Source organism: Klebsiella sp. MS 92-3 (assembly GCF_000195655.1).
Taxonomy (GTDB): domain Bacteria; phylum Pseudomonadota; class Gammaproteobacteria; order Enterobacterales; family Enterobacteriaceae; genus Klebsiella; species Klebsiella pneumoniae.
This window is the reverse complement of the sequence record NZ_GL882855.1, coordinates 14,865-29,022: the sequence shown is the minus strand read 5'-3', so window position 1 is coordinate 29,022 and position 14,158 is coordinate 14,865. Positions and strand designations below refer to the sequence as shown.

At 60.8% G+C, this 14,158-nt stretch carries 15 protein-coding genes and 1 pseudogene; 7 read left to right on the top strand and 9 right to left on the bottom strand.

Translation table 11 applies throughout. The features are described 5' to 3' along the window. Window positions 1–231, bottom strand: a pseudogene (gene mhpB, locus HMPREF9538_RS30535) (3-carboxyethylcatechol 2,3-dioxygenase); the annotation flags it as partial. A gap of 1 nt (window position 232) precedes the next feature. Beyond that, window positions 233–1,897, bottom strand: coding sequence for a bifunctional 3-(3-hydroxy-phenyl)propionate/3-hydroxycinnamic acid hydroxylase (locus HMPREF9538_RS04450; RefSeq protein ID WP_009486089.1), 1,665 nt, complete (start codon window positions 1,895–1,897; stop codon window positions 233–235). Between the two features lie 177 nt (window positions 1,898–2,074). On the opposite strand from HMPREF9538_RS04450, the gene HMPREF9538_RS04455 reads away from it, so the two are divergent. The 4 genes from HMPREF9538_RS04455 (at window position 2,075) to HMPREF9538_RS04470 (ending at window position 5,780) form a co-directional block, all read left to right on the top strand. After that, the gene (locus HMPREF9538_RS04455) at window positions 2,075–2,887 is read left to right on the top strand and encodes a DNA-binding transcriptional regulator (RefSeq protein WP_009486088.1); all 813 of its coding nucleotides are present in this window, start codon (window positions 2,075–2,077) and stop codon (window positions 2,885–2,887) included. Window positions 2,888–2,978: 91 nt separating this feature from the next. Beyond that, window positions 2,979–4,037 carry an ABC transporter substrate-binding protein gene (locus tag HMPREF9538_RS04460; protein WP_009486087.1) on the top strand — a complete coding sequence of 353 codons (1,059 nt, stop codon included), beginning with the start codon at window positions 2,979–2,981 and terminating at the stop codon, window positions 4,035–4,037. After that, window positions 4,027–5,034, top strand: coding sequence for a FecCD family ABC transporter permease (locus tag HMPREF9538_RS04465; protein WP_009486086.1), 1,008 nt, complete (start codon window positions 4,027–4,029; stop codon window positions 5,032–5,034). Before HMPREF9538_RS04460 ends, HMPREF9538_RS04465 begins: the two co-directional genes overlap by 11 nt. After that, the gene (locus HMPREF9538_RS04470; protein ID WP_004151841.1) at window positions 5,031–5,780 is read left to right on the top strand and encodes an ABC transporter ATP-binding protein; all 750 of its coding nucleotides are present in this window, start codon (window positions 5,031–5,033) and stop codon (window positions 5,778–5,780) included. Before HMPREF9538_RS04465 ends, HMPREF9538_RS04470 begins: the two co-directional genes overlap by 4 nt. Here HMPREF9538_RS04470 and HMPREF9538_RS04475 read toward each other — a convergent pair. From HMPREF9538_RS04475 to HMPREF9538_RS04490, 4 genes are all read right to left on the bottom strand, one after another. After that, the gene (locus HMPREF9538_RS04475) at window positions 5,764–6,507 is read right to left on the bottom strand and encodes a substrate-binding domain-containing protein (RefSeq protein ID WP_009486085.1); all 744 of its coding nucleotides are present in this window, start codon (window positions 6,505–6,507) and stop codon (window positions 5,764–5,766) included. The genes HMPREF9538_RS04470 and HMPREF9538_RS04475 overlap by 17 nt on opposite strands. Before the next feature lie 56 nt (window positions 6,508–6,563). Next, on the bottom strand, window positions 6,564–7,400 hold the full coding sequence (locus HMPREF9538_RS04480; RefSeq protein ID WP_009486084.1) for a shikimate dehydrogenase family protein: 837 nt from the start codon (window positions 7,398–7,400) through the stop codon (window positions 6,564–6,566). Window positions 7,401–7,415: 15 nt separating this feature from the next. After that, entirely contained in the window at window positions 7,416–8,738 is a 1,323-nt protein-coding gene (locus tag HMPREF9538_RS04485) for an MFS transporter (protein WP_009486083.1), read from the bottom strand. Window positions 8,739–8,809: 71 nt separating this feature from the next. Beyond that, window positions 8,810–10,663 (bottom strand): bifunctional sugar phosphate isomerase/epimerase/4-hydroxyphenylpyruvate dioxygenase family protein, encoded by a 1,854-nt coding sequence (locus HMPREF9538_RS04490; protein ID WP_009486082.1) that lies wholly within the window; start codon window positions 10,661–10,663, stop codon window positions 8,810–8,812. Window positions 10,664–10,789: 126 nt separating this feature from the next. Here HMPREF9538_RS04490 and HMPREF9538_RS04495 point away from each other — a divergent pair, with 126 nt between their 5' ends. Beyond that, complete coding sequence (locus HMPREF9538_RS04495) at window positions 10,790–11,428, top strand: TetR family transcriptional regulator (RefSeq protein ID WP_002908844.1); 639 nt, start codon at window positions 10,790–10,792, stop codon at window positions 11,426–11,428. Between the two features lie 17 nt (window positions 11,429–11,445). Here HMPREF9538_RS04495 and fumD read toward each other — a convergent pair whose 3' ends face one another. The 3 genes from fumD to HMPREF9538_RS32480 all read right to left on the bottom strand — a co-directional run bounded on the left by fumD (window position 11,446) and on the right by HMPREF9538_RS32480 (window position 12,026). Beyond that, window positions 11,446–11,658 (bottom strand): fumarate hydratase FumD, encoded by a 213-nt coding sequence (gene fumD, locus HMPREF9538_RS04500; RefSeq protein ID WP_004180357.1) that lies wholly within the window; start codon window positions 11,656–11,658, stop codon window positions 11,446–11,448. Then, a complete protein-coding gene (locus HMPREF9538_RS31840; RefSeq protein ID WP_020317048.1) occupies window positions 11,648–11,806 on the bottom strand; it encodes a hypothetical protein in 159 nt (52 codons plus the stop codon). Before HMPREF9538_RS31840 ends, fumD begins: the two co-directional genes overlap by 11 nt. Window positions 11,807–11,894: 88 nt before the next feature. Then, on the bottom strand, window positions 11,895–12,026 hold the full coding sequence (locus HMPREF9538_RS32480; protein WP_004217210.1) for a hypothetical protein: 132 nt from the start codon (window positions 12,024–12,026) through the stop codon (window positions 11,895–11,897). Between the two features lie 137 nt (window positions 12,027–12,163). Between HMPREF9538_RS32480 and pykF the strand changes: the two genes are divergently transcribed. Next, window positions 12,164–13,576 (top strand): pyruvate kinase PykF, encoded by a 1,413-nt coding sequence (gene pykF, locus HMPREF9538_RS04510; RefSeq protein ID WP_002908859.1) that lies wholly within the window; start codon window positions 12,164–12,166, stop codon window positions 13,574–13,576. 312 nt (window positions 13,577–13,888) lie between these two features. Then, window positions 13,889–14,125: a major outer membrane lipoprotein gene (locus tag HMPREF9538_RS04515; RefSeq protein ID WP_002908860.1), complete on the top strand. Its 237-nt coding sequence runs from the start codon at window positions 13,889–13,891 to the stop codon at window positions 14,123–14,125. Window positions 14,126–14,158 lie beyond the last annotated feature (33 nt).

Below are 14,158 nucleotides of genomic sequence, written 5' to 3'. Positions count from 1 at the left end.
GAGGTCGCCGATGGCGGTGGCGCCGACCCCGAGGCAGAACGGCGGCATCACGTCATAGAAAAAACCGTTGTAGTGATCGGGGGCGAAGAGCACTACCAGCTCGGGATCGAATTCAGCGATCCGCCGCCGGGCGTCGGCAATCACCCGGTTCACTTCATCAAGGACCGCCTGCTCCGGGTCCACGAATCCCACCAGCGGGGTGTGGGAGAGACAGTGCAAATAGGCATGCATATCAGGCCACCTTCTCTTCAGCGTGGGCGGTATCCCCGGTTGCGAGGGTCATTTTTTCCGCCAGGGCGGTCAGCTGCGCGCCGAGAGTCTGCGGGATGGCGAGAGCGGCGACAAAGCGGTCCGGTCTGACCACGGCGATGGCGGTGTTATGCTGAGCAAACCAGCTCTTCAGGCGATTTTGCCTGTCGCCCACCCGCAGCGTGCCGGGGGCGTTATCCTGCTCGCGATGGATCTGCACCTCGGGCACCACCTGGATAAAGCGCACGCCAATCGCGCGCCAGCGGGCGATCTGCCCGGCGTCGAGCCCCCACTGCGGGTTGCAGCCCCAGCCGATAATGGCGAAATTCGCGCCGATGACGTCGTCGAGCAGCACGCTCTCGCCGCTCTCCAGCGTCACCTGCGGTTGAATAAACATTTTGCCCACCGGCGAGGTTTTGCTGGCGCCGTCGGTCAGCAGCGCCCCCTCGCGGTATTGCGGCATCGGCTTAAAGCGCATTTCGAGGAAGTAGCGCTTCACCGGCGGCAGGTAGTTCAGCAGCCAGGAGAGGCCGTCGCGCGCGGCCCCCTGCCAGCGCTTCGGCGGCGCCAGCACGTAGCCGGCGGTAACCGACAGGTCAATCATCGCTTTCGCGTGGTCGCGGCGCTCCTGCTGGTAGCTGTCGAGCAGCGTCTCTCCCGCTTTGCCATTGACCACCAGCGCCAGCTTCCACGCCAGGTTGAAGGCGTCGCGCATGCCGCTGTTATATCCCTGCCCCTGCCAGACCGGCATGATGTGCGCCGCATCGCCGGCCAGCAGCACGCGGTCGATGCGAAAGCGCTCGGCAAGGCGGGCGTTATGCGTATAGACCCGCTGGCGGATCAGCTCGACGCGGTCCGGGTCCGGCAGCACTTTGCTCAGCAGACGGCGCATATTGTGCGGCTCGCTGAGCTGAGCTTCGGTTTCTCCGGGCATCACCATAAATTCAAAGCGGCGCACGCCGTGGGGCAGCGCGGCGGAAACGTAGGGTCGCACCGGGTCGCAGCACAGATAAACGTGCGGAGTGGCCAGCGGGTCGTTAGCGATATCGATGACGATCCACTGATTCGGCGCGGTCTTGCCTTCGAAGGGGACGTTCAGCGTACGACGAATAAAGCTGGCGCCGCCGTCGCAGGCCACCAGCCAGTCCGCGCGCACCGTCTCCCGTTCGCCATCCGATCCTTTAAGATTTAACGTGACACTGTCACCGGTCTGGCTAAAGGCTTCCACTTCGCGGGAGAAGAGGCAGCGGACCTGCGGGAAACGCTGCAGACCGTGATACATCACCGCATCGACCTGCGGCTGAATGAAGGCGTTGCGCCGCGACCAGCCAAACTCATCGGTCATCGGCTGGATATCGGCAAAGCAGCGGCCTTTTGGGGTGAGAAAACGCATGGCGTGCCACGGCGTGGTATGCGGCAGCACGTCATTCACCAGCCCCACCGCCTGCATCGCCCGCAGGGATTCATCGTCAATGCCGATGGCCCGCGGGTAATCGATCAGTGTGGCGAGCTTTTCCACCACCAGCACGCTGATGCCCATCTGGCCAAGGTAGTTGGCCATCATCAGACCAACCGGACCGGCGCCAACGATGGCGACCTGAGCGGTATGCTGCACGGCGGGTTGAATATCGGGTGTAGATGTTGTCATTCTCAGCGACCTCACGACTCGGAAACTGCCCGGCTGACAGGCAATTTGTTAATCATGTGTAAACGTATTTTTATAATGGGCTGAGTATAGGGCGGGGGTTTTCGGCTACAATCAAAACATCATCGAATGTGCACCAGGTGCACCACACTGTTTTTAAAGCATTTTAATGGAGGATTTATGCGTGACGATGAGTCCGCAGCGTACAAAACGGTGCGCGGATTAAGCCGGGGTTTATTGTTATTAAAATTGTTAAATAAATTCGACGGCGGCGCGACGCCGGGCCTGCTGGCGGAGTTTAGCGGCCTGCATCGCACCACCGTGCGCCGGCTGCTGGAGACGCTACAGGAGGAGGGTTTTGTCCGCCGCAGCCGCTCCGATGACAGCTTCCGGTTGACCATTAACGTCCGCCAACTGAGCGATGGATTTCGTGACGAACATTGGATTTCTGCCCTCGCCACGCCGCTGCTCGGCGAGCTGCTGCGCGAGGTGCAGTGGCCAACGGACATCACCACCCTCGACGTCGACGCCATGGTGGTGCGCGAGACTACCCACCGCTTCAGCCGACTGTCGTTTCACCGCGCGATGGTCGGACGGCGGCTGCCGCTGCTGCTCACCGCCTCCGGACTGACGTGGCTGGCCTTTGCCCCCGACGCGGAACGCGACGCCGTCGTCAGCATGCTGGCCGCCCGTCCGGAAGCTGAGTATCAGCTGGCCCGCGAACCGGAACGGCTGGCGGCGATCCTCGCCCGCACCCGCCAGAACGGCTATGGCGAAAACTTCCGCGGCTGGCGGCAGGAGGAGAAAATCGCCTCGATCGCCGTGCCGGTCTGCAGTCAGCAGCGGGTTATCGGCTGCCTGAACCTGGTCTATATCGCCAGCGCGATGACCATTGAGCAGGCGGCGCAGAAGCATCTCCCTGCGCTGCAGAGGGTGGCGAGACAGATAGAAGCCCGCATGGAGGATGAAGAAGTGTGGTACGAAATGCCCTGATCGTGATGAGGATAAATGCGATCAACCATTGCGCCCGGCTTCGTTATATAATTTAATACACAACGAATTTTCACGCCATTCGGGCCACACCATGTCAAAACACCCCTTACTGCTGGGCCTGACGCTGCTCAGCGCCAGCCTTTTCACCGGCCAGACCTTCGCCGACCGCACCGTCACCGACCAGCTGGGTCGCCAGGTCACCCTCCCCGACCACGTCACCCGCGTTGTGGTTCTGCAGCATCAGACGCTCAACCTGCTGGTACAACTGCATGCCGCCGAGGATATCGTCGGCGTCTTAAGCAGCTGGCAGAAACAGCTCGGGCCGCAGTTCGCCCGCTTTATGCCGAAGATCGCGCAGCTGGCGACGCCGGGCGATCTTACCCAGGTCAATATTGAAAGCCTGCTGGCGCTGTGTCCGCAGGTGGTTTTCGTCGCCAACTATGCGCCGCCGGCGATGATCGCGCAGATCCAACAGGCCGGGATCCCGGTAGTGGCCATCTCGCTGCGTCACGATGCCGCCGGGGAAAAAAATAAAATGAACCCCACCATGGCTGACGAAGAGCAAGCCTATAACGCCGGGCTGATGGAGGGGATCCGCCTTATCGGCGAGGTGGTCGAGCGCCAGCCCGAGGCCGAGGCGCTGATTCACTACACCTTCGAGGCGCGCAAGCAAGCCAATGCGCCGGTGGCCGATATTCCCCAGAACCAGCGGGTGCGGGTGTACATGGCCAACCCCGATCTGAATACCTATGGCGCTGGCAAATATACCGGGCTGATGATGGCGCACGCCGGGGCGCTGAACGTGGCGGCCGCCAGCGTAAAAGGCGCCCGCCAGGTGTCGCTGGAGCAGGTGCTGGAGTGGAACCCCCAGGTGATCTTCGTCCAGGACCGTTATCCGCAGGTGGTCAAACAGATAGAGAACGACCCGCAGTGGCAGACGATCGATGCGGTGAAACATCACCGCGTGTGGCTGATGCCGGAGTATGCCAAAGCCTGGGGTTACCCGATGCCGGAGGCCCTGGCGCTGGGTGAGCTGTGGATGGCGAAAAAACTCTATCCTGCGCGCTACCAGAGCATCGATGTGGACAGTAAAGCCAGGGATTATTATCAGCGTTTTTACCGCGTGGCGTGGACGCCAGATGCCCGCTAACTCTCAGCCCTGGCTGGTGCAGGGAAGCCTGGCGCTGGCGACGCTGGCGATCGCGGTCGCCTCGCTCTGTTTCGGCCAGTACCCGTTAAGCCTGAGCGCCGTTGGCCACACCCTGGTCCATCTGCCGCCAGGAGAAGGGGTGATCGGGCAGATCGTCTGGTCGGTTCGCCTGCCGCGCGTGGTGATGGCCCTGCTGGCCGGGGGCGCGCTGGGGCTGTGCGGCGCCACCTTGCAGGGCGTGTTCCAGAACCCGCTGGTGGACCCGCACATCATCGGGGTGACCGCCGGCTCCGCCTTCGGCGGCACGCTGGCGATCCTGTTGGGCGTCGGCAGTCTGCTGATGATGGCCTCGACCTTTTTCTTCGGCCTCGTCGCGCTGGGGCTGATTTACGCCCTCGCCGCCCTGCAGGGGCGGGACAGCACGCTGGGGCTGATTCTGTCCGGGATCATTCTTAGCGGCTTCTTCGCCGCGCTGGTCAGCCTGATGCAGTACCTCGCCGACAGCGAAGAGACGTTACCGAACATCGTTTTCTGGCTGCTCGGCAGCTTCGCGACCGCCAGCTGGCATAAGGTACTGCTTATGTCCCTGCCCCTGGCGCTTGCCGCCGGGGTGCTGTGGAAGCTGCGCTGGCGTATCAACCTGCTGGCCCTGGAGGAACGGGATGCCCGCAGTCTTGGCGTTCCGGTGGCCGCGCTGCGTCGCGGCGTGCTGGTTTGCTGCGCGGTGCTGGTGGCAGCCCAGGTGGCGGTCAGCGGCAGCATCGCCTGGATGGGTCTGGTGGTCCCGCACCTCGCCCGTCTGCTGGTAGGGGCTGACCATCGTCGCCTGCTGCCCACCGCCTTCTGGCTCGGCGCCGCGCTGATGCTGGTGGTGGACGATCTGGCGCGTACGCTGACCCAGGCGGAGATCCCGATCGGGATCATCACCGCCCTGCTCGGGGCGCCGCTGTTTACCGTGTTGCTGGTGCAATCCCGACGCCGGAGTACGACCCGATGAACAGCTCATTATCGCTGCAAGCGCTACGCTACGGCCACCGTCAGCCGCTCTTCGCCCCGCTCACGCTGGCCTGCCGGCCCGGTGAGATCTGGGCGGTGCTGGGCGCCAATGGCCGGGGAAAAAGTACCCTGCTGGATACCCTGACCGGCGTGTTGCCGCCGCTGGGCGGCGAGATGCAGTGCGAGGGCGGCGTGGCCCTGGTTCCGCAGTCGTTTCGTCCCGCTTTTCGCTGGCGCGTGAGCGATGTGGTGCTGATGGGCCGGGCCCGTCACGTGGATCTCTTTGCCCAGCCGGACGAGGAGGATGCCCGGCGGGTTGAGCAGGCGCTGGCGCAGCTGGGGATTGCCGCCCTGGCCGAAGATGACTTCGGTGCCCTCTCCGGCGGCCAGCAGCAGCTGGTGTTGATTGCCCGCGCGCTGGTCAGCGCCAGCCAGAATATCCTGCTGGATGAGCCCTGCTCGGCGCTGGACCTTGGTAACCAGCAGGTGGTATTGCAGCTGATCGGCGACCTCGCCCACCGCCAGGCGCGCACCGTCCTGTTCACCACCCATGATCCCAACCACGCCCTACAGGTGGCCAGCCATACGCTGCTTCTGCTGCCGGAGGGCCGGTGGCTGGCGGGTGAGACCGCCGACGTACTGAGCGAAACGCATCTCCGGCAAGCGTACGGCCTGCCGGTACGCCTGATCCGCCATGCCGCCTCCGCGTTCCCTCTGCTGGCGCCGGGGTTTACGCTGCGTCGCTGAACGGCATAAAACCCGCCTGCCGGAGATACCCCTGGCCAACGTCGCCGAGGATAAAGCGATACAGGGCCAGCGAGGCGGGATCGGCCCTGAGACGCGCCAGCTGGTAATCGCAGCGAATATTCCACGGCGCCGGGATGGTCAGGGTACGCAGAACGTCGCAGGTGGCCAGCGCGGGGCCATAGTGAGCATAGCCGATAAACAGATCCGCCAGATTCTGGCGAATAAGCCACGCGCCGGCTATCTCTCCCGGCGGCACGCTCAGTGAGTCTCTGCCGCCGACCAGCTGCTGCGCCCGCCCGGCCATCGCGTTGCCCAACCCTGGATAGCGTGCCTCAATTCGGGCGAACAGCTGCCAGGTATAATCTCCCGACGGATCGCAGCCTGGCGTGGAGGTCGCCAACCGCAGGCGGGGCGTGCTGAGCAGCGCCAGCCAGTCCAGGCCATCGTTGTCCGGCGACCGCCTGGCGGTCAGCATCAGCTGGTTGCTGGCAAATCCCTGGCATTCCTGCGCCAGACCCGCCTGCAGCAGCGCCTGCGGGTGCGCCGCGTTGGCGGAAGCAAAAACCGCGCACGGTGCCCCGGCTTCGATCCGCTCGCGCAGCAGGCCGGCAGGGCCAAACTGCGCATCGACCGCCAGGCCAGTGTGCTGCCGAAAGTGCGCCACCAGCGGCAGGAAAGCGCTTCTCAGGCTTCCCGCCGCCAGCAGCGTGAGAGTGGTGTTTGTCATAAGAGGTCGCTATAAACCGGATAATATAGCGCTATATTACCCGGTTTGCCGTCGCGTCAGTAGCGAATTTCTGCCAGGGTCCGCAGCTGCTCGGGGGTGGCTACCGGTAGGTCAAAAAAGCGCAGATAGGCAGGGATCATTTCAAACAGCATGTCGGTCCCGCGCTGGATGTGGCACTGTCGTGCCTGAGCGGCCCTCAGCAGCGGGGGGGACTCCTGAGTCATGACGACTTCCCCCACCCAGGCGCCTGGCGCCAGACGGTCAACGTCCAGCGGCAGCGGATCGCTGGCCTTCATCCCCAGCGGGGTGGCATTGACCACCAGCTCGTGTCCGGCAGGATCGGGCTGCATCAGGGTGATATCGAGCTGCGGATAGTGCTGATGCAGCCGCCCGGCGAGGGCGTGCGCCACCTCGGGCCGGGTATCGTACAGGGTCAGGGCGCTGACCCCCGCCGCCGCGAGGGAGGCGGCGATAGCCGATCCCACCCCGCCGCTGCCAACCACCAGCGCCCGCGTCCCCTGCGGGTTAAACCCTTTACGACGCAGGCCCAGCACAAATCCCTCGCCATCGAACATGTCTCCGCTCAGGCTACCGTCAGCCTCGCGGCGGATGGCATTGCAGGCGCCAGCGATGGCCGCCGTCGGGCTCAGGCGCTGCACCAGATCGCAGGTGGCGATTTTATGCGGCATCGTCACCAGCGCGCCGATGATATTGGTCATCGTAAACAGCGGCGGAATAAACGCGGCGTAGTCCTCCGGCCTGACCCCCATCGGCACCACCTTCACGTCCACCTGCTGGTCAACGAACCACGGGTTGTAGATCATCGGCGCCTTAAAACTGGCGGTCGGATAGCCAAGGTGCGCTATCAGCCGCGTATTCCCACTAATCACCATGCCTTGCTCCTTTGCTTACTGCGATAACTCGATACGTTTGACGTCGCCGAGGATAAACAGATAGGCCACCACGCCCAACAGCGAGGCGCCGCCGATGTAGATCAAGGCGTAGAAGAAATTGCCGAACCCGGCAACGATAAAGCCGATCACCAGCGGGGTGAGGATCCCCGCGAGGTTGGCGCAGAAGTTAAACAGGCCGCCGGTCAGACCGCCCAGCCCCTTCGGGGCGATATCGGAGATCAGCGTCCAGCCGAGGCCCACCATCCCCTGGCCAAAAAAGGCAAACGACATCACCAGGATCACCGCCAGGTCGCTCTGCAGCCAGTTGGCGGTGATGATGCAGCTGGCCATCAGCAGGCCGGCAACGATCGGCAGCTTACGACCGAGGTTGGCTGACCCGGTGGCTTTCAGCAGCTTGTCGGAGAGCCAGCCGCCAAACATCACCCCGCCGGCGGCGGCGACAAACGGCAGGATGGAGAAGAAGCCAACCTTCAGCCAGGGCATATGCCGCTCGGTGGCCAGCCAGGTGGGGAACCAGGTGAGAAAGAACACCAGCACGGTATTGCCGGCAAACTGGCCGATGCTGGCGCCGATGATCTGCCGTTTGCTCAGCAGCTGGCGGACCAGCGGCCAGCTGAACGCCACCTGCTGGTCGGTCGGGGCGCTGAGGCCGCCGCCGTTTTCGATATGCTCGCGCTCCTGCGGGCTAAGACGCGGATCTTCATGCGGTTCGCGGTAGCAGCGCCACCACACCAGGGCAAACAGAATGCCGACGGCGCCAACGCTGACGAACAGCACCCGCCAGCCGAAACCGTCCATGATCCAGAACAGCAGCGGCGCAAAGCAGGCCAGCCCGAGATACTCCCCCACGGTGTACACCGCCGTGGCCTTCGCCCGCTCCTGCTGTGGGAACCAGGCGCTGACCACCCGGCTGTTGACCGGAAAGCACGGCGCTTCGCTAATGCCGAGCCCGAAGCGGCACAGCAGCAGCGTCTTCAGCCCCACCGCCATGCCGTGGAACAGGGTAAACAGCGACCACAGGGTCAGTGACAAAAAGTAGGTCACTTTGTTGCCAAAGCGGTCGAGAAACAATCCGCCGGGGATCTGCGCCAGAGCATAGGTCCAGGCGAAGGCGGAGAAGAGGATTCCCATGATCGCCGGGTCGATCCCCAGCTCAGCGGTGAGCTTTGGGGCGGCGATCCCCAGTACGGTGCGATCGAGATAGTTGATCATGGTGCCAATGGCCAACAGCGCAAGAATGCCGATACGCCGCCGGGAGCGGCGCACGGTAACGGCTGGCTGGGCGGCAGCCGTCGGGTTAGGGCTATATGAGCTCATAGTCGGTTCCTGTCTCGGGTACAGAGGGTGTTGTTATTGTGTTTAACGCATAATGAACCATTTGATTCAGGCTAACAATACTGCATCGCCGCCATACGGACGGCCGCATTCGCTGCGCCATAGAGCGCATAGCCAGCCCGGCGCTCGGTTAACTCAAAGAAAAAGCGGCCAGCGGTAAAGGGCCGGGTGTAAAGATGCAGGAAATCTCCCCCCTGCGGATCGCGGTCATAGAGGAGCTGCTGGCGCTGAAGCTGCCCGACGTCCAGCTCGCCGCCAAAGCGCGCCAGCAAATCGTCATAATAATTGGCCGGGATCGGCAGCGTATGGCGGGCAACCTCGGCAAGCTGGTCGCAGGCGGCCGGCAGATCGCGGCAGGCAAAGGCGGCATGCTGCAGCCCCGCCCCCTGGTAGCAGGCAACGGAACGGGCGATCTGCGTCGCCCGGCTCTGCGAAATATTCAGCGCCAGACGGATATCGCCCTGCGGGCTGCGCACCGCCAGGCTGCGCACCAGTCCATACGGGTCCGGCAGCGTCTGCTCATGCTCAAGGGAAAAACCAAACACCGTACGGAAGAACATCACCCAGTTATCGCGGCTGTCGGCCTCCATTCCCAGCGCCAGATGATCGATACCGAGATAATCCTCGCGCACCGTCACGCCATCACGCAGATGAAAATCGCGCTCGTAGATAGCCTCCCCGGCGTCGATGAGATAGATAAGGCTGCCGTCGGGGGCGCAGATCGCCGGGATCGGCGTTTCGTTCGGCCCGGCGTCGCCCTGCCAGGTGGCATACCCCAGCGCGCGGGCGCGGGCGACAAGCGACGCGCTCTGCTCGACCCGCAGCGCCATCGCGCAGAGCGATACCCCGTGGCGTTGATAAAAATGGTCGGCCCAGCTGTGCGGCTGATGGTTGATGACGATCCGCGCCCCGCCGTTGCGCCACAGCGTCACCTGTCTGGAGCGGTGGCTTCCCTCGTGCTGAAAACCCAGCGCCTGCAGATGTTGCCCCAGGCGCTGCGCCTCGGCGGCGCTGGCGGCAAACTCGATAAACTCCAGCCCGTGATAGACCGGCAGCGGCGGCGGTGAAAACAGATCGGCATCGCACGTCGGGAGCCGACGGCGGGTTTGCTCCTCCAGCCACAGCAGCGAACGATAACCATCTTTGGCCGTCGCGCCGTTCGGCGAGGCGCGAAAACCGTCATTAAAGATCTCCAGCGACCAGGGGCCGCGGTAGCCACAGCGGGTGATCTGCTCGGCAAACGCCTCCAGCGGCAGCTCCCCCTGTCCGGGAAAGCAGCGGAAGTGGCGGCTCCACTCCAGCAAATCCATTTTCATATACGGCGCATCGGCGAGCTGTACAAAGGTGATTTTCTCCACCGGCACCGACGGTAGCGCGTCCAGCGTGTCGCCGCGGGCCAGAATATGGAAGCTGTCGAGCACCAGGCCCAACGCCGGGCTGTCCACCCGCCGCACCCGCTCCCAGGCCTGCTGCCAGCGGTTCACATGGGTTCCCCAGGCCAGGGCCTCATAGCCGATAGCGATCCCCTCCTCTTCCGCCAGCGTGGCCAGCGCCCGCAGGTCCGCGACCTGCAATTCGCTATCCGCCGAGCAGTCCGGCTGCACATTGCTGCACAGCAGCAGCGTCTCGCAGCCCAGCTCGTGCATCAGAGCAAATTTGCGCCGAGCGCGGGCCATATTCGCCGCAAACTGCGCCCGACTGGCGCCTTCAAAATCGCGAAAGGGTTGAAAAAGCGTGATTTTTAACCCTAAATCGGCGGCAAGCTGGCGGATTTCCGCCGGCGTCCCCGTATAATAGAGCAGATCGTTCTCGAAAATTTCCACCCCCTGATACCCCGCCGCCGCAATAGCGTGCAGCTTCTCAGGCAGGGTGCCGGAAATCGAAACGGTGGCGATAGAGCGCAGCATAAGGTCCTCGGGTCAACAGCTGACGTAAGCCTTGAATATGTATCATTTGGTTCATTTGCGCCATACCAGGTTGCTAAATTGTGATCATTATGTGTATTTTTTGTCACCCAAGAAAAAGGAGTTGCCATGACCGTCGTTGCCCATGATGAAGCACAATCCCTGAAGGCGCGGATCTTCAGCGCCGCTATCGCTGTCTTTGCTGAACACGGGCTGTCAGGCGCCCGCATGGAGCAGATCGCCACCGAGGCGCAGACCACCAAACGCATGGTGGTTTACTACTTCAAAAGCAAAGAACAGCTCTATCAGGAGGTGCTGCAGCATGTGTATGCGCGGATCCGCGAAACCGAGCAGCAGCTGGGGCTGGAGAATGTGCCGCCGGTGGAGGCGCTGGTGCGGCTGGTGCGCTGGAGCGTGCGCTATCACGCCACCCATGCGGACTATATGCGCGTCATTTGCATGGAGAATATGCAGCGCGGCAAGTGGTTAAAAAGCTCGGGTGAACTGAAGCCGCTGAATCGTACCGCCCTGTCGATACTGGAAGACATTTTACTGCGCGGCCAGCAGCAGGGCGTCTTTCAGGCGGGGCTCGACGCGCGCGATGTCCACCGGTTAATCAGCAGCTTCAGCTTTTATCAGGTGTCGAACTTCTACACCTTCAGCAGCCTGTATCTTGACGATCCGCTACCCGCCATCGACGATGAAGCGATGGTGGCTCACCATTGTGACATTGCCGTCAGGGCGGTGATCCGCTTCGTGATTTCCTGACCCGCCGGCGTAAGGGATCAGTGCCCGGAAAGCGCATGAATGACTTTCTCCATAGCCTCCACGGTGAGCGGCGAACGCTGGATTTTGCGGTTCGCCAGCGAGGTGCGCAGCACACCGGCAATGACAATGTGTTTCGGCTCCTGACCCAGGTCACGCATTTCCAGCACGACTTTACCCACCACGCGGCACATTTCCTGGTACAGGTCGTCGTCTTTCGCTTTATTTCCCATAGAATTTGGCTCGTATTTTATCATTATCAATCAAATCATTATTGATAGATTTCCCGCACAACGCAAACCATCGCCACTTTAAAGGTTCAATGACGCATTTTACCGGCTCATGATAGCGAAATAATCCATTTCTTTTACCCTTTTTCATAGCCGGTGACGAAAAAGTGTGTTGCGTAGATTTTTGCATAACGTGCCGGTTTTGTTACGCGTTTTGTCCATAATTTGAAACGAGGTTTTTATTTTCCTTTTTGATTTCGGCAGCGTATAATGCGCTTCGATTCTTTCTTGAATGGTTTCAGCGCATTGGACTGCATGATAAAACGCATAACACCTTGCCACATTTCATGGGCTGAACCGCCAGCACACATTCTTCTGCACGCTTCAGGGTTGTCACCTATCCTTAGGGCGTGGCTTAGCAACTTTCGTAATACAGGTTTGGCTCCCCGGCAGTGCGCCCGCGGAGCGAGAATTCCATATCCTTCACAACTTAAAGACTAAAACTGTCATGAAAAAGACCAAAATTGTTTGCACCATCGGTCCGAAAACCGAATCTGAAGAGATGCTGACCAAAATGCTGGAAGCCGGCATGAATGTGATGCGTCTGAACTTCTCCCACGGTGACTATGCGGAACACGGTCAGCGCATCCAGAACCTGCGCAATGTGATGAGCAAAACCGGTAAGAAAGCCGCTATTCTGCTGGACACCAAAGGGCCGGAAATTCGTACCATCAAGCTGGAAGGCGGCAACGACGTCTCCCTGAAAGCAGGCCAGACCTTCACCTTCACTACCGATAAATCCGTCATCGGCAACAACGAAATCGTTGCGGTAACCTATGAAGGCTTCACCTCCGACCTCGCCGTCGGCAACACCGTCCTGGTGGACGATGGCCTGATCGGCATGGAAGTCACGGCTATCGAAGGCAACAAAGTTATCTGTAAAGTGCTGAACAATGGCGATCTTGGCGAGAACAAAGGCGTTAACCTGCCGGGCGTCTCCATCGCCCTGCCGGCGCTGGCTGAGAAAGACAAACAGGACCTGATCTTCGGTTGCGAACAGGGCGTGGACTTCGTCGCGGCCTCCTTCATCCGTAAACGTTCCGACGTCGTCGAGATCCGTGAGCACCTGAAAGCCCACGGCGGTGAAAACATCCAGATCATCTCCAAAATCGAAAACCAGGAAGGCCTGAACAACTTCGACGAAATCCTCGAAGCGTCTGACGGCATCATGGTTGCGCGTGGCGACATGGGCGTGGAGATCCCGGTTGAAGAAGTTATCTTCGCCCAGAAAATGATCATCGAAAAATGTATCCGCGCGCGTAAAGTGGTTATCACCGCCACCCAGATGCTGGACTCCATGATCAAGAACCCGCGTCCGACCCGCGCTGAAGCCGGCGACGTGGCTAACGCCATCCTCGACGGCACCGATGCGGTGATGCTGTCCGGCGAATCCGCGAAAGGTAAATACCCGCTGGAAGCGGTCACCATCATGGCGACCATTTGCGAACGTACCGACCGCGTGATGACCAGCCGTCTGGACTTCAACAACGACAACCGTAAACTGCGCATCACCGAAGCGGTGTGCCGCGGCGCGGTAGAAACCGCTGAGAAACTGGAAGCGCCGCTGATCGTGGTCGCCACCCAGGGCGGTAAATCCGCACGCGCTGTGCGCAAATACTTCCCGGATGCCACCATCCTGGCGCTGACCACCAACGAAACCACCGCTCGTCAGCTGGTGCTGAGCAAAGGCGTGGTACCGCAGCTGGTGGAAGAGATTGCCTCTACCGATGATTTCTATCATCTGGGCAAAGACCTGGCGCTGAAGAGCGGCCTCGCGCGTAAAGGCGACGTAGTGGTGATGGTTTCCGGCGCATTAGTGCCGAGCGGCACGACTAATACCGCTTCCGTACACGTGCTGTAATAATTTACAGGTTAATTGGTTTTTTTTAATAAAGCGCCTCGCGGGGCGCTTTTTTTTATTCATTGATTAGCTCTTCCTATTAAAAATGCAAATCGGAATTTACTATTTAATAAGGGATTATCTAAGATGAATCCGATGGAAGCGCGCTGTTTTCACTCGCCTTTTTCAGCGATTCTGAGCAATTCGATGCTTCTTTGAGCGAACGATCAAAAATAAGTGCGTTCAGGTAAAAAAAATATTCTCATCCCAAAAAACTTTGTGTAATACTTGTAACGCTACATGGAGATTAACTCAATCTAGAGGGTATTAATAATGAATCGTACTAAACTGGTACTGGGCGCGGTAATCCTGGGTTCTACTCTGCTGGCTGGTTGCTCCAGCAATGCTAAAATCGATCAGCTGTCTTCTGACGTTCAGACTCTGAACGCTAAAGTTGACCAGCTGAGCAACGACGTGAACGCAATGCGTTCCGACGTTCAGGCTGCTAAAGACGACGCAGCTCGCGCTAACCAGCGTCTGGACAACCAGGCTCACTCTTACCGTAAGTAAGAGTTCTGGTAATAAAAATGGCGCACTCTGTGC

Bases quoted from the DNA above. Each gene is read 5' to 3' on its own strand.
- HMPREF9538_RS04450 (WP_009486089.1), bottom strand. From the start codon at position 1,897: ATGACAACATCTACACCCGATATTCAACCCGCCGTGCAGCATACCGCT.
- HMPREF9538_RS04455 (WP_009486088.1), top strand. From the start codon at position 2,075: ATGCGTGACGATGAGTCCGCAGCGTACAAAACGGTGCGCGGATTAAGC.
- HMPREF9538_RS04460 (WP_009486087.1), top strand. From the start codon at position 2,979: ATGTCAAAACACCCCTTACTGCTGGGCCTGACGCTGCTCAGCGCCAGC.
- HMPREF9538_RS04465 (WP_009486086.1), top strand. From the start codon at position 4,027: ATGCCCGCTAACTCTCAGCCCTGGCTGGTGCAGGGAAGCCTGGCGCTG.
- HMPREF9538_RS04470 (WP_004151841.1), top strand. From the start codon at position 5,031: ATGAACAGCTCATTATCGCTGCAAGCGCTACGCTACGGCCACCGTCAG.
- HMPREF9538_RS04475 (WP_009486085.1), bottom strand. From the start codon at position 6,507: ATGACAAACACCACTCTCACGCTGCTGGCGGCGGGAAGCCTGAGAAGC.
- HMPREF9538_RS04480 (WP_009486084.1), bottom strand. From the start codon at position 7,400: ATGGTGATTAGTGGGAATACGCGGCTGATAGCGCACCTTGGCTATCCG.
- HMPREF9538_RS04485 (WP_009486083.1), bottom strand. From the start codon at position 8,738: ATGAGCTCATATAGCCCTAACCCGACGGCTGCCGCCCAGCCAGCCGTT.
- HMPREF9538_RS04490 (WP_009486082.1), bottom strand. From the start codon at position 10,663: ATGCTGCGCTCTATCGCCACCGTTTCGATTTCCGGCACCCTGCCTGAG.
- HMPREF9538_RS04495 (WP_002908844.1), top strand. From the start codon at position 10,790: ATGACCGTCGTTGCCCATGATGAAGCACAATCCCTGAAGGCGCGGATC.
- fumD (WP_004180357.1), bottom strand. From the start codon at position 11,658: ATGGGAAATAAAGCGAAAGACGACGACCTGTACCAGGAAATGTGCCGC.
- HMPREF9538_RS31840 (WP_020317048.1), bottom strand. From the start codon at position 11,806: ATGAAAAAGGGTAAAAGAAATGGATTATTTCGCTATCATGAGCCGGTA.
- HMPREF9538_RS32480 (WP_004217210.1), bottom strand. From the start codon at position 12,026: ATGTGTGCTGGCGGTTCAGCCCATGAAATGTGGCAAGGTGTTATGCGT.
- pykF (WP_002908859.1), top strand. From the start codon at position 12,164: ATGAAAAAGACCAAAATTGTTTGCACCATCGGTCCGAAAACCGAATCT.
- HMPREF9538_RS04515 (WP_002908860.1), top strand. From the start codon at position 13,889: ATGAATCGTACTAAACTGGTACTGGGCGCGGTAATCCTGGGTTCTACT.